Annotated in this window: 8 protein-coding genes; 4 read left to right on the forward strand and 4 right to left on the reverse strand. The window is 38.3% G+C overall.

What is annotated here, in order from left to right:
• Positions 1–67: 67 nt before the first annotated feature.
• From WN50_RS04820 to WN50_RS04830, 3 genes are all read left to right on the forward strand, one after another.
• Positions 68–1,498 carry an ATP-binding protein gene (locus tag WN50_RS04820; protein WP_342586736.1) on the forward strand — a complete coding sequence of 477 codons (1,431 nt, stop codon included), beginning with the start codon at positions 68–70 and terminating at the stop codon, positions 1,496–1,498.
• Positions 1,499–1,575: 77 nt separating this feature from the next.
• Positions 1,576–1,965, forward strand: coding sequence for a response regulator (locus tag WN50_RS04825; protein ID WP_046276435.1), 390 nt, complete (start codon positions 1,576–1,578; stop codon positions 1,963–1,965).
• A gap of 3 nt (positions 1,966–1,968) precedes the next feature.
• The gene (locus WN50_RS04830) at positions 1,969–4,470 is read left to right on the forward strand and encodes an adenylate/guanylate cyclase domain-containing protein (protein WP_049558149.1); all 2,502 of its coding nucleotides are present in this window, start codon (positions 1,969–1,971) and stop codon (positions 4,468–4,470) included.
• 115 nt (positions 4,471–4,585) lie between these two features.
• On the opposite strand, the gene WN50_RS04835 is transcribed toward WN50_RS04830, so the two are convergent.
• Together WN50_RS04835 and WN50_RS04840 are read right to left on the reverse strand one after the other, a co-directional pair.
• Complete coding sequence (locus tag WN50_RS04835; protein WP_046276434.1) at positions 4,586–5,368, reverse strand: ABC transporter permease; 783 nt, start codon at positions 5,366–5,368, stop codon at positions 4,586–4,588.
• A 25-nt stretch (positions 5,369–5,393) separates the two neighbouring features.
• On the reverse strand, positions 5,394–7,097 hold the full coding sequence (locus WN50_RS04840) for a flavin monoamine oxidase family protein (RefSeq protein ID WP_049558151.1): 1,704 nt from the start codon (positions 7,095–7,097) through the stop codon (positions 5,394–5,396).
• 196 nt (positions 7,098–7,293) lie between these two features.
• On the opposite strand from WN50_RS04840, the gene WN50_RS04845 reads away from it, so the two are divergent.
• A complete protein-coding gene (locus tag WN50_RS04845) occupies positions 7,294–8,193 on the forward strand; it encodes a PPC domain-containing protein (RefSeq protein WP_046280068.1) in 900 nt (299 codons plus the stop codon).
• Positions 8,194–8,533: 340 nt separating this feature from the next.
• On the opposite strand, the gene WN50_RS04850 is transcribed toward WN50_RS04845, so the two are convergent.
• Positions 8,534–10,459, reverse strand: coding sequence for a two-component system response regulator (locus WN50_RS04850; protein WP_046280069.1), 1,926 nt, complete (start codon positions 10,457–10,459; stop codon positions 8,534–8,536).
• A complete protein-coding gene (locus tag WN50_RS04855; RefSeq protein ID WP_049558154.1) occupies positions 10,452–15,428 on the reverse strand; it encodes a PAS domain S-box protein in 4,977 nt (1,658 codons plus the stop codon). Before WN50_RS04855 ends, WN50_RS04850 begins: the two co-directional genes overlap by 8 nt.
• Positions 15,429–15,790: the final 362 nt, after the last annotated feature.

A 15,790-nucleotide genomic window follows, 5' to 3' on the forward strand; every position in this document is an offset into this window, starting at 1 on the left:
ATAATAAGTTTTTTAATCAAATCTTTGTTTTCTGTCAAATATGAATATCACATCAGAAAACCGAACAGTGAACGCTGAAATCTTAGTGATTGATGATACGGTAGGCGGCTTACAATTACTCCCTAGATTATTACGCAGAACGGGTTATCAAGTTCGAGTGGCTACGAGCGTAAATATTGCACTTCAAGAAATAAAAAAGTTACCGCCCGATCTGATTTTACTGGAAATTATGATGCCCGAAATGAGTGGCTATGAAGTCTGTCAACTCCTCAAATCCAATCCGGAAACTCAGGAAATCCCCGTAATTTTCATCAGTCCCATGAATGAATTAGTGGATCGAGTTAAAGCCTTTAAAGTGGGGGGAGTAGACTATATTACAAAGCCCTTTCAAGTTAAAGAAGTTTTAGCTCGGGTTCAGGTGCAATTAGAAAATCGTTTCTTACGGCAAAATCTTCAAGAAAAAAATATAGAATTGTCTCAAGCTCTATCGCAAATTCAAGCGACGCAAAATCACCTAATTCAATCGGAAAAAATGGCGGCATTAGGACAATTGCTTGCCAGTATTGCCCATGAAATAAATACGCCTTTAGGGGCGATTTTAGCCTCAAGCAATAATTCTAAAACCGCTTTAAAAGAGTTTTTAGAAAAACTGCCTCAACTCATTTACGAAATGTCATCAGAACAGCAAAAGCAATTCTTTGCTTTGCTTAATTGTTCGCTCAAGGCAGAAAAACGGAAATTAAATAGTAAAGAAAAGCGTCAATTTAAGCGAGATATCACTCGGACACTTGAAGAACAGGAAATCTCACAAGCTCGGCGAATTGCAGATACTTTAATTGATCTAGAAATTTATGAAAATATTGAATCTTTTTTTCCGCTATTCAAAAATAATGAAGCGGACTGGATCTTACAACAAGTGTATAATTTAATTTGCCTCAAAATCAATAGTCAAAATATTGTGATGGCTGTTGAACGGGTTACAAAAATTGTATTTGCACTCAAAAGCTATGCTCGTTATGATAATAGTGGTCAAAAACAGTTGGTTCAAATCACTGAGGGTTTAGAAACGGTTTTAGAACTGTATCGAAATCAATTATCTTCAGGAATTGAACTGATTCGAGACTATCAGCCTATACCTGCCATCTGGTGTTATCCTGATGAATTAAACCAGGTTTGGACTAATTTGATTCACAATGGGATTCATGCGATGCAGGGTAAAGGCTGCTTACAAATTAGAGTTTCTGAACAGAAAGGGGGTGTGGTTGTTGCAATAACAGACTCAGGCGAAGGGATTTCTCCTCAAGTTCAGCCGAGAATCTTTGAACCCTTCTTCACCACAAAGCCTGTAGGAGAAGGAAGTGGTTTGGGATTGGATATTGCGCGTAAAATTATTGAAAAGCATCAGGGTCAAATTGAGTTTGAAAGTCAACCCGGACAGACAACATTTGAGGTCTGGTTACCGATGGACAATATCCAACCCCCAGGGCTAAAGTCCTAGTTACCCAGGGAGGAGAAATCAAAAAAATTCTTTGTGGCAATCGTTCTAAACATTTATTAAAACAACAGGTTATTATCATGTCAGAGAAAGCAATTGTATGTGTTGATGATGAGGTGATAATTTTAGAAAGCCTCAAAGAGCAACTGAAAAGACGATTTGGAAGTCGATATTTGTATGAAATTGCTGAAAGTGTAGAAGAAGCCTGGGAAATTATTGAAGAACTTAAGGAGGAAGACATTGAAATTTTAATGATTATTTCAGATTGGTTAATGCCTGAAATGAAAGGAGATGAGTTTTTAATTAAAGTCCATGAAAAATATCCAAAAATTGTGACTGTGATGTTAACAGGTCAAGCGGATAATATAGCGGTGAGACGCGCTCAAGATAATGCGAATTTGTACCGTTGTTTATATAAACCTTGGAATGAAGAGGATTTGGTTAATATTATTTCCTCAGCTTTATACTAATCTATGAGTAATCTGGCAATATTATGTGTTGATGATCAAGGGTCTATTTTACTCTGTCTCACAGAGCTACTGAAGCGATATCTGGGAGAACACTATGAAATTATTGAAGCTCAAAGTGGAGAAGCGGCTCTGGAAATTTTAGAAGATCTTGAAGAAGAAGGATTAGAAATTGCCTTACTGATTGTCGATCAAATTATGCCAGGAATGAAGGGAGATGAACTGCTGGTAAAAGTTCATGATCAATATCCCACAGCCTTAAAAATTATGCTAACTGGAGGCACGGATACTCAGCCTGTTATTCGAGCAATTAATGAAGCGAATTTGTATCGCTATATTACGAAACCTTGGGATGAAACGGACTTAATTTTAACGGTTAGGGAGGCTCTGAGACGTTATTCTCAAGAGAAAACATTAGCGTTTAAAAATCAGGCTTTAAAACGGTTAAATGCTTCTTTAGAGCAGAAAGTCGCTGAACGAACCTCAGAACTGATTCAAGCTAATCAAAAGCTTAAACAACAAATTAGCGAACGTCAACAAGCCGAAGAAGAATTACAACTTCTGTTAACGTTAAGCCAGGTGATTAGTTCTGCACCCGATTTTGAAACAGCTTTAGAATTTGCATTAGAGACATTTTGTGAGACGACCAACTGGATTTATGGCGAAGTTTGGATTCCGGCTACTAATCAAACCGTTCTCGAATGTAGTCCGATTTGGTATTGCTGTCATGCTCAACAAAATCCTCAAATCATCACTGCAATTGAAACGTTTCGTTCTCACTTAGAAGGAATTACATTTAAACCTGGAGAAGGAATTGCAGGACGAGTTTGGCAGTCGAAACAACCGGAATGGATTGCTAATATCGAAGCGGAAATCGAACCGATTCACATTTTATCGGTTAGTCATCCAATTTTAATTAAAAATCCAGCTAAAAATTATGGTCTAAAAGCTCATTTTGCAGTTCCCATTATGGGAAATAATAGTTTTCAAGTCGAGGAGATTTCAACAGATCCCGTTTTAGCTGTCTTAGTTTTCTTTATGAGGGAGTCACGTCCCCAAGATCAGCGATTTGTTGAGTTAGTTTATGCGGCTACCGCTCAACTCGGGGTGATTCTTCAGCAGAAAAAAGCCGAAGCAGAAATAAAAGCTTTATTTACTGCGATGACAGAAGTTGTGATTGTTTTAGATGATTCTGGGCGGGGGTTAAAACTCGCACCTACTCATCAATCTTTTTATACTCCTGAAGGGATTATTGGGCGAAAATTGTCGGATTATTTCCCTCTTGAAGAAGCGGAACGGTTACTCGGATGTATTCAAACGGCTTTGAAAACAAAACAAGCCGTTCAAGTGGAATATAGTATGACGATTAATCAACGTTTAGTTTGGCTTCTCGGGAGTATTTCACCCTTGACTAAAAATACAGTCATGTGGGTTTCTAGAGACATTAGTCAACGTAAAATTATAGAAGAAGCATTGAAAACCAATGAAGCAAAACTTCGTCATGTCGTTCATAATGTGAGTTCGGCGATTGTACAGTGGGATAAGTTTGGACGGATTTTATTTATTAATGAATATGGCTTAAACTTTTTTGGCTATCAAGAAGCCGAAATTTTAGGACAACCGTTAATGGGAAAATTGCTTCCTGAAGTGGAGACATCGGGGCGAGATTTGCGAAATTTAATCGAAAATATTTGTGAGAATCCTGAACAGTATATTGTTCACGAAAATGAAAATATTCGCCGGAATGGTGAACGGGTTTGGGTGACTTGGATTAATCAACCGATTTTTGATGAAAATGGTCATTTAATTGAAGTATTATCCGTAGCAACTGACACTACTGAACGCCGACTCGCCGAAGAAACCCTGCGACTGGAACGGGAAAAGTCTGAACGATTATTGTTGAATATTTTCCCTAAAAAAATTGTTGAAAGACTCAAAGAAGAAAAACAGGGTTTAATTGCTGAAAAATATGATGAAGTCAGTATTTTATTTGCAGATTTAGTCAATTTTACTGCTCTTTCTGAACGATTAACGCCGATTCAACTGGTTAAACTCCTGAATGAAATTTTTTCGACGTTTGATCAATTAGCGGAAGGTTTAGACTTAGAAAAAATCAAAACCATTGGAGATGCTTACATGATGGCGGCGGGTTTACCTCTACCTCGTGAAGATCATGCAGAAGCCATTGCTGATATGGCTCTTTCTATGCAATTGGTGATTGATCATTTTCCGTTTGCTTATGGTGAAGCGTTGCAAATTCGCATCGGGATTCATCTGGGAAGCGTTGTTGCAGGTGTAATTGGAACCCATAAGTTTATTTACGATTTGTGGGGAGATACGGTTAATATTGCTTACCGCATGGAGTCTTCGGGTGAACCGGGAAAAATTCAAGTTACAGAAGCATTTTATGAACAACTCAAAGACGAATATATTTTTGAAAAACGAGGTTTAATTCCCATCAAAGGAAAAGGAAAAATGATGACTTATTGGTTAATTGGTCGAAAGTGAAAGTATAGTAAAAGGCGCTCATGCAATAGACAATAAGCAATAGAAGTTTAAAAACCCGGTTTCTCAAAGAAACCGGGTTTTTAGGAGGAGGTTTTTGATGTGTAAAATCCAACCATTAACTCGATGCACTGGTATAAAACCGCAACGCAAACCGCCAAAATGTGGCTGAAATATAGAATAACAGAATCGCTAAAATTCCTGAACCGATTATCCAACTGGCTTCGGTTCGACCTAATAGCGTTTCAGCCGGAATTGTCGTTAAAAATGCGACGGGAATAATGAAGGTAAAGAAAAATCGATAAACTGTAGGATAAGCAACCATCGGAAATCGACCTGCTTCTAATAAGCCTCTCAATACTTCAGTCACATTAGAGATTTTCACAAACCAAATACTCATTGATCCCAACACAAACCACAAACTATATAAACTGATCATTCCGAATAAAAGGGGAATAAAACTGATGAAATAATCAGTAATTTTTAAATCTAGTTTACGACTCGCATAAGCAATCATTAAACCCCCAAAGATAAAATCAGGTAGCCCCCAAGGAGAAACGCTGCGAGTGGATAGCCAAAATTGACTACTCATCGGTTTTAATAAGATAAAATCTAGGGTTCCTTCTTGAACGTGGGTGACAATATGATTAAGATTCGGGACTAATATTGTTGCGGAGAATCCTTGCATAAGTGTAAAAATTCCCAATACAATTAATGATTCTTCCCAACTCCAACCTTCAAAGCTATATCCAGTCCGATAAAATAAAAACAACCCAAAAATATTCCCTGCTAGACTCCCTAAACTGCTAATTGTTGTTAAAATAAAGTTAATTCGATATTCTAACTCAGCCGCGATAGCAGTTCTCCAAAACAGTTGTAAAATGTGCAAGTAACGTTTCATTTTTTGTTGTATATTTTGATTTAACTTACTGTAGTCGTTTCTGCATTCTGCGAGTACCGGGATGACGGGGGAGACGCTGACGACGACTACGATTAACCCGAAGTTTAGCGCGAATCGCCTCAGCAATTTCTGTTAACCCCACATCTTCTAAAATATCACTAGCGACTAATTCTCCAGTTTCACAGCCACCTTCCATAAAGCCTTGATATTCTAAAGAGGTGTGTTCTCCTGCGAAAAATAAATTCCCAAATCGTTCCCCTTCAACACCATAAAATCGGGTAAATTCTCCCGGTCGATAACACATATATGATCCTAAACTAAACGGGCTTCCTGTCCAAAATCCACGCTCTGCTTGATTGCGAATTGCTACCGAATTAATACCCGAAAATACTGCTTCTAAGTTGGTATTAAACTGTTGGGCTTGGTCTTGGACTGTTCCCGCGCCGATGGCTATTCCTTGACTCCCACCCGTGTAATTTGTCATCAAACCGACTGTATTAGAAGCATAACGACTGTTGCTGCTTTCCCTGGTATTTTGAAAGCCTAAATCGGTGAAAATATTTCCTCTCGAATTAAAACGAGTTCGCCAGATTTTCTCAGTATATCCGGTAATGATTTTAGAATTTGTTCCATAACCGACTGTATCAATCGCCTCTCGTTTAATTTCGGGTAATTCGACATCAATTTCTATCGTTCTCAAAACACTAAAAGGAACGGTTAGTATCACCCGTTCATAAATGCGTTCAAAACTGCTGATTCCTGAACGTAAACTCACCAAAAAACGACCGCCTGACTGTTCTCTAATTGACTCTAAAACCGTTGTCGTTGCTATCGAACCTGCGACAAATTGAGCGAGTCGTTGGGTGATTTGTTCACTCCCGCCATCGAGATAAAATCGTTCGTCACTGTCTCCAAAAATCTCAAAAGTTCCCGGTTCAGTGCCAATATAATAAATTAAGTTTAACGGCGATTGTTCTTCAGCATTCAAACCAAATTCAATTGTATAGGCAATTCTTAAGAGTTGACGAATCGTTGGTGTTGTCGGAATTTGGTTCAAATATTGGGCTAATGAAATATTATCAATGGCAATTGCGGCTTCATCTTGGCTGGTATAATCTTCAAAATTTTCAATTGCTTCTAAATCGGCTGAGACTTGTGCCGCAACCGGAACAAAATCATTAATAATTTCTTCTAACGAAACTCGCCGCCCTTCAAAAAAATAAGTATCGGGAATTAACCCGGCATCAACAGCCAATAAATCAATTAAAGGCAAGCCTAATTCTTCAGCTAAACTGCGAATACAAGTATGATCGGTATTAATAAATTCTCCGCCCAATTCAGCAATTAAAGGGGTTCCAGCCGCTTTTGTTACTGTATTAATACGCCCTCCAACCCGGTTTCTGGCTTCGATAATTTCTACAGGAATTCCGGCTTGAGTTAAGCGATAAGCGGCTGTTAATCCTGCTATTCCCGCCCCAACAATTAACACCGGAGAAATGCTAGACTGAGCAACAGCCCGATGTCGATATTGTCCCAATGTTGCAGTAGCCATCGCACTGGCACCCGCTAGCCCGATTTGGAGTAAACGGCGACGATTTAAAATAGCGTAAGTTTGGCGATCTTCGTTGTGCATTCCTAACAGTTCATCGCTGGGAATTCCTGTTTTTATCGACAGTTGAGCGATGCGATAAGCCTGACGCAAGACTCGCATTAAAGCAGATTTCGCCATTATTTCACCTCGCTTTTTGGGGTTAAACTCACGGGTTCGGCTCTATTGTTATCCATTGTCATTAAGATGGGTTAAATTCTTAATAAAATTATAAGTTTTCAATTCTTTTTTTGCCAAATTGACAAATAATGGTATGATCAATTTCTCGAATGATGACAGAAAGCTGACCATCAGAACGTTAAGGAATTGACAATCTATGCTCACCTTGGAAGACTTCTTAGATCAAGACTTTTATTTTAGCCAATATCCTAATGTTGAAGGATCAGTCGATGCGGGAGAATATGAAAGCGGACTTGATCATTTTTTACAAGTTGGACAGTTTGAAAGTTTGCAACCCAATCCCTTATTTGATCCAGCTTATTATCGTTCGATTTATACCGATGTTGCAGGTGCAGTTGAACGAGAAGCCATCACCGAAGCAGAACATTTTATCTTATTTGGTCAGTTTGAACAACGAAACCCAAACCCCTTATTTGATACCGCTTATTATTTAGAAAAATATTCTGATGTTCAAACGGCTGTTGAACAACAACAACTCACAACCTTTGAACACTTTTTAAAGTTTGGTCAATTTGAAGGACGAAATCCGAGTGTATTTTTTGATGCTTTATTTTATCAAGAACGTTATCCTGAAGTGATAATAACGATAGAAGATGGCGTTGTCAATAGTTTATTTGAACATTTTATTCGCTTCGGACTTGTTGAGGGAAAATTAGGCGTTTCTCCAGATCCCCGTAATGATTTATCGGGAGCTTTTCAACTGGATACGTTACTCGGAAGTCGCACAGCTATTGAGTCGGTTAGTGAAGAAAATCCGGTGGATCTTTATCGTTTTGTTGTTCCCAATGAAGCCAGTCAAGTCAGTATTCGCTTAAGCCAATTAACGGCTGATGCTGATTTAGAGATTTTACAAGATATCAACTCCAATGAAGTGATCGAATTTGATGAAATTTTAACAACATCAAAAAACTTAGGAATTGCTTCAGAATCTCTAATTTTTGACTCACTGACAACTGGAACTTACTTTGTACGGGTGTCTCAATTTGAAGGAGAAACGGACTATATTTTAACCTTTGATATTACTCCTCTAGTTTAATTGAATGAGCAACAACAACGCGATCGCGTCCCTCCCGTTTGGCTTGATAAAGCGCAGTATCAGCCGCTCAGTTTAAATTTTTCTTGATAGCTATAAAAATAAGTTGTATCTACGGTAACAATATATCTTTCTTGTTGATTTTTTAAAGCTTCTATCAAATAAATCAGTTCTTTAATTTCTGAAATCACCTGATGATTTTGTGAAACCTGTTGGGAAGTCTAAACTCAGCGAAGGGTATTCCAATAAGACAACTCACTAACCGTTGCTAAAATGCTAACAGCTAGTCCACATCCCCCGATAATCATGGTTTTTAATGACCATTTCATAAAGTTTTAATCATTTAATTTGCCATTCGATTCTTTAAAAAAGATGAACTTTCTATCAAGATTGCAGTTCCTTCTTGTAGGGATTTTATCGCTTGCGTTGCTTGTTGAATATTCATCGGTTTAGCAAACAAATATCCCTGTCCCCATTCACATCCCAACGCTTTTAGTTTTTGCCATTGTTCATAGGTTTCAATCCCTTCGGCAACCACCTCCATACCTAAATTATGCGCCAAGGCAATAATTGTTCTAACAATCGCGGCATCCTTGTCATTTTCTCCCAGATTCATCACAAAAGATCGATCAATTTTTAAGCTGTCCAGGGGTAATTCTTGCAAATGACTTAAACAAGAATAACCCGTACCAAAATCATCAATACATAATTGTAAGCCCATCAACTTGGCTTGATCAAGTACACGAGAAGATTTGACTTGTTGTGAGATTAAACAACTCTCGGTAATCTCTAACTTTAAACCAGAACGATCTAACTTATTTTTGACGAGCAATTCTTCCAGGCGAATAAAGAAATTGTCCTGAGTGAGTTGAATTGGAGACAAATTAATATGAAGCACCAAATCAGCACAAACCGGAAACTGTTGTTGCCACTCTCGCCACTGACTTATTGCTGAATTAAAAATCCAGTCTCCCAAATCATAAATTAAACCCGTTTCTTCTGCAATCGGAATAAAAAGTCCTGGTGAAACCATTCCCCGTTCCGAATGTTGCCAACGCACTAAGGCTTCAAACCCCGCTAATTCTCCGCTTGTCAAAGAAACAATTGGTTGATAATGCAAGCAAAATTCTTGATTCTTGATTGCTTTTCGGAGTTCTTGTTCAAGTTGTAACCGTAAGGCAGCTTGTTTTTGCAGATTTGCCGTTAAAACTCGATGACAGCCTCGCCCTGCTTTTTTGGCACTATACATCGCTAAATCTGCATCTCGCAAGACTTCTGCGGGTTCTTTATAGACAAAAGAACTGTGAGTAATCCCAATACTTGCATTAATATGATATTGATAATTTTCCCATTCCAAAGGCAATTTGAACTGATTTAAAATCGTTTCAGCTAAAGAACTTGCTCGCTCAATATGGCAAATATTTTCTAATAAAATCACAAATTCATCGCCACCCAAACGCACCACTGAACCAAAAGATTTTGTACAAGTTTGGAGCAACCGTTGAGCAACTTGATTGAGCAAACCATCCCCGACAATATGCCCCATACTCTCGTTAATGACTTTAAAGTGATCGAGATCAAGATAGATCAGCCCAAAATGAAAGCCACAATCAACTTTTGATCGATCAATTAAATGCTCTAATCGAAACATCAACCAATTGCGATTCGGCAATCCTGTTAAGGTATCATGGCAAGCTAGATATTCTAACTGTTGCTTGCGAGATAATAACTCTTTATGGGTTTTTTGAAGCTGTTCTAGCGTCATAGCTAGCTCTTTTGTTCGTTCATTTACCTGCTGTTCTAACTGTTGATTGAGTTGAGCGAAAGCGGTTTCCGCTTTACTACGTTCAATCACTTCTTGTTTCAGTCTTTGAGTCGTTTGATAGAGTTGTAAATGGAGTTGAATCCGAGCTAAAATTTCTTCAGTATTAAAAGGTTTAGTAATATAATCAACCGCACCTAATTTTAAGCCTTTCAGCTTATCTATTGTTTCTGATAATGCCGTCATAAAAATCACAGGAATTTCGGCTAAACTCGGCTCTGCTTTTATGCGAGAACAGGTTTCAAATCCATCAATTCCTGGCATCATCACATCGAGTAAAATCAGTTCGGGTGGATGACGTTTAATTTTGGCGATCGCACTTTCTCCATCCTGAGCAATCCGAATATCATAGCCCATTGCATCAAGAATATTAAAAAGTACCCCTAAATTTTCCGAGTTATCATCAACGATTAAAATTTTACTTTTCGCACTTGAGGGTTTATTCATGGTTTTGACTCCGATACTTTTCAATCAGTTGACAGATTTCTTTTTCTTGAAAATTATTAGCAAGTCTCAGCAAAGCTTCTGCAAAAGCAGCAGAACTTGAATCAACTTTTATTAAGTCAAGAGCTTGCTGTTTAATTTGTTTAATATTTCCGTCTAGAGCTAACTCATATAAATTTTCGAGTAATAGATTATCAATATCAACTTCCGACTGATCCGCCGAATTTGTCAACTGATCTGATGAAGAATCTTCTTGATGATCTTCCCGGTAAATCCATTCAATCTTGAGTAAATCTTCTAACTTTTTCAGCAAATCTTGAATCTCAACAGGTTTTGTTAAAAAAGCATCACTCCCCGCCTCAAAACATAGCGCTTGATCGGTGCTAAAAACACTCGCAGAACTCGCAATAATTTTGAGATTTTTGTAAGTCGAGTTGTGACGAATCACTTCTATCATTTCCAAGCCTCCCATTTCCGGCATTACGATGTCAATAATCGCTAAATCGGGGTGAAATTCATTGATTTTTTCTAAACCCGCTCTCCCATTATTAGCAATTTCTACCCGAAAGCCAATCGACAACAGAAAATCCTGCAAAAATACAATGTTTTCCATTTTATCATCCACTACCAGAATTTTCGGTGATCTGCCTTTCACCCCCGTAACGATTTTAGAGACTTTACTCGGGTAGTTACCTTGATTGACGACTTCTAGAATCGGTAACTGAAGATAAAACCTAAATAAACTACCCCTATTATATTGGCTCTCAACTTCTAGTTTCGTTTCCATCATCTCTAAAAGTTTTTGAGTAATCGTCAAACCCAAACCCGTTCCCTCTGATTGTTTGTAAGCTTCCGTACCTTGTTCAAAAGGCTGAAATAGGCGATCAATATCCTCGTCAGGAATACCAATTCCTGTATCTTCAACCTTAAACCTGAGTGTAACAAATTCACTGGAGTTGGCAATAGGGGAAACAACCTCTACAGCGAATATCACTTGACCAATTTCCGTAAATTTGATCGCATTACTTAAGAGATTCAACAACACTTGTCGGAGTCGTTTTTTATCGGCTAAACAGTGTAAATAAGAGAGTTGCGAATCTCCTAAATAAGTCCAGCTTAATCCCTTTTCTTCGGCTTTAATCCGAAAGATTGCAACAATTTCTTCTAAAAAAGCATGAAGCCAGACCGAAGTCGGATGTAAATCCATTTTTTTCGCTTCAATTTTTGCCAAATCTAAAATATCATTAATTAAGTCCAGTAAATGTTCACCACACTTTTGAATCGTCGCTAAACTTTGCTTTTGTTGAGGCGTTAAACTTTTATCTTGTTGAAGAATTTGGCTATAGCCTAAAATCCCATTCAAGGGTGTTCGTAGTTCGTGACTCATCTGAGCCAGAAACGTACTTTTAGCTTGGTTGGCAGCATCGGCTATTGCTTTCGCCTCTTGCAAAGCCTGGTTAGTGGCTTCTAAGGCGGTTGTACGGATTTTTACTCGTTCTTCAAGGCGTTGGTTCAACTCTCGTATATCTTGTTCAATTCGTCGTCGCTGAAGCGTTATCGCCAGTTGATTTCCTAATGAATAAACTAACTCGATTAAATGCTGATCTCGCTCGCGCTCTTTTTGAGAATAGAAGATAAAAATAGCGACAATTTTAGTCTCTAACTGAATCGGAATTGCCAAGGCTGTTTCTAATTGAACAGACTCAGCCAATGCTCGACGCACATAAACCGAATCAACTTGCTTTGATAAAGGGCATAACCATTCCGGTTTTTGAGTCGCCCACACCCGCCCAGGAACTCCTTCATTCTGGCGAAAAGTTAAATTTTTACTTCCCAAGAAAAAGGGTTCTAAATCAGGATTATTGCTATAGAAATGAGAACACAATTCTAGGCGTTGTGTTTCTTCTTCCGGTATCCAAGCTTCTGCATAATCCCAACTAATCGATTCACAAATAAACGATAAAGCAATTTCTAACGCCTGATCCAAATCCTCAGCCGCCGTCATCGCTTGATTGATCTTATACAAAAGACGTTGCTTTTCTTCGCTTTGTTTGCGTGAGGTCACATCAATCCCAACTCCCCAACTTGACCATCCCGGAACTGGATAAATATCAGAAATATTCGTCCAACTAATGGTTTTAATCTTGCCATCTTTAGCCGTTAAATTCCATTCCCAATCATAATAGTTATTTCCTCTAGTGTTCCAATCTTCTATCATCTGTTTGCGGTAGTTTTCCTCGGGATATAATAACTTAACAGCATCGGGATTTCCAATGATTTCATCTGCGGTATATCCCGAAATTTTTTCACAGGCTTTATTCCAAGCGATAATATTTCCTTCCTCATCAAAAGCATCGAGCATCACGCTCATATTTTCTAACACTTGACGCAAGCGATTTTCACTTTCACGGAGCTTTTCTTCGTCGCGTTTGCGTTCTGTAATATCCTGACCAATGCCAATAATTTTCCCATCAAATAGAGTAATATTCATCCAAGTTTGGTCAGTCAATTTTCCGTCTCGCACCCGAACTTTCATATCGACCCAACTTCCAAATTCTGCTTGCAGCTTTTCCGCAAGATATTGACGGTATTCTGGGTCAGGAAAAGCATCAGCCCAAACATCAAACTGGCTAATTTCTTCAAACTGATAGCCCGAAACTTTTTCCCATTCTCGGTTGACCCAGATAAAGTTAGACTGACTATCCATCAAAACAATCATTACAGGAATATTATCAACGATATTTTGTAAGAGTTCTTTTTGCTCCTTCAGGGCAATTTCTGTATGTTTGCGTGAGGTAATATCGTAGTTAATCCCCACCATCCGCAGGGGTTCACCTGTTTGATTTCGTTGAATGAGAGCATCAGCTTTTATATAGCGAATTGAACCATCAGGATGAACAACTCGAAATTCTGTATCATAATCCTTTTCTCCTTTCAAAACCTGTTCAATCAACAACTCTAACTCCCCTCTATCATCCTCATGTAAACTCTGTTTCCAGGCTTGAACAACACCACTAAAGTTTGAGAGTTCAACTCCATAAAGTTCATACATTCGTTTATCCCAAGTTAAGATATTGTTGACAATATCCCATTCCCAAATCCCAATCTCCCCTGACTTGATCGCTAATTGTAAGCGTTCAGAAAGCTTGCTTAATTGTTCTTCTGCTTGTTTGTGAGCCGTAATATCTTGAGCAATACCAACAGTACGATAAACTTCTCCCTCTTGGCTAGAAAGCGGAAACGTTTTTGACAAAATCCAACGAACTTCTCCATCGGGTCGAATGATGCGATATTCTCCTGCAAATTCACCCGAATTCATAAAAGCAGTGAATTTTTCTAAAATCAGTTTTTGGTCATCTGGATGGATATCATCAAACCAAGCATCATATCTTTGGTAGATTTCTTGACAACTACGCCCCCAAATCTTTTCGTAGGCAGGGTTAATATAAAGCATTTGGGGCGGATTCAGTGAATGCACAAAAAAAACATCCTCTACATTTTCAGCAATTTGCCTAAATTTTTCCTCGCTTTCTCGTCTAGCTTGGCGAGTTCGTAAGTTGATAATTCCATAGGTTAGGTCATCAGCGAGTTCTTGGAGTAAGGAAATTTTTGACTTTTCAAAGGCTTCTTTTTCAGTCGATTCGAGTACCAACACCCCAAAAACTTCCGAGAAAATAAGCGATGAATCACTCAAGTCTTCAATATTCTCTTCTTTTCTTCTAATTAGAGGAAAGTTTGCTCTATAAATCACGTTTTGCTGAAGTGAGTCTATCAAACAGCAAGCAACGTTATACATTCCCGTTTGCAGAACCGTTGTGATCGAACTATCTCTGTTATTAAATAGCGCTTGACAACAAGCCAGATTTGATGATCCCTCAGCACGGCTATAAGCCACCCAATTGATGCTTTCATCATCCGGTTGAACATATCCGACTCGGACTTGTTGAAAGCCGCCAATTTTAATCAAAATCTGACAAATTTCACTCAAGAGTTCTTGTTCAGTTTTCGCTCGGACTAGGGCTTGGTTGCACTCGCTCAAAGTGGTTAGCGCTCGGTTAAGTTGTTGAATATCATTGAGTTGTCGGGTTCTACCTTGCAGCAAATACACCATAAACCCCAACAACCCTGAGATGGGTATCCCCCCGCAGAGAATCGCCGTAGAAAGGTAAGAATAATGTTCTCTGAGTATTTTTGAGCTAGGGATGATCTCGAGCTTCCAAGAAGCCCCTGCTACTTCTACTGGGAGTATTTGCGTATAGGCGATTTGCTGCGGTGAGATTTTCCCAGTCTCTTTGGGCGGATTTGTGTTATAAATTTTATTTCCATCTTCAACCAGAACAATGTGATAATTTTGGATTTGAGCAAGTTCTGTCAGTAGCTTATTAAATAAACAATCAACATCAATGACTGCCACTAACCAGCCTTGAAATATTTGGTCTTTAAATAAGGGAACATAAACCAGCAATCCACCATTCAAAGTTTGATTAAAATAGTTGAGTTCAACCCGATCGCTAATTTGAGTTTCAGCAAAAATTTTAGACTGAGTGATTACCCGTTGTTGCTGGAGTTTGATCTGGTCATTCAAGCGAGTAACGTTATCTGTTTTGAAAGTCGGAATTACCGAGATCACCTGAAAGTCGGGATCAACACGTGCTAAAGCCAATAGATAAGGAAAAGATTTTAAATAGCTTTTGGAGTCAGTTTGCCACAGATTAGGGACTTGCTCACTCCATAATATTAAACGATCCCCCATGTGTTCGAGGGTTAATATTTTATCTCCTAAGCGACTTTTTAAAGCCACTTCGATTACCTGTGACTCCGATTGTATCAACTCCAGAAATTGACTGCGCTCACGCATCATAACTTGTCGCCCCAGAACCATTGCAACAATGCTAAAGTTTAACCCCACTAACACCGATAACCAAGGGGACTTTAGCCAAGTTTTTTGAAGATGCTGCAACTGAAAACCCATAAAATTAGTGGACTTTTTTCTGCGGTTTTTTTGTTTGTATCTGGGGTAAAAATCTCCGAATTAATGCGTCTTAAAAATTTACAATAAACCCTAGATTCTGCCGACGATATTCTCTCAACACTTGAGAAATTTTACAACCACAATTAACGCTTAAAAGTGGAGCAATACACTAGATTGAGTCTGATTAATCCAGAGGAAATTTAAAAAATACTATTTCAATTGGATGAAAGTTGATGACCCAAAAAATCTAACACTTAAGTTTTATGTATATCATAAGTTAGATTGATTTAAATTAGGTTAAGAATTTTTTATGTTTATAAATCTATACTCGATATTTTGTATTTATTTATACTGTTTTTAAT

The organism is Limnoraphis robusta CS-951 (assembly GCF_000972705.2).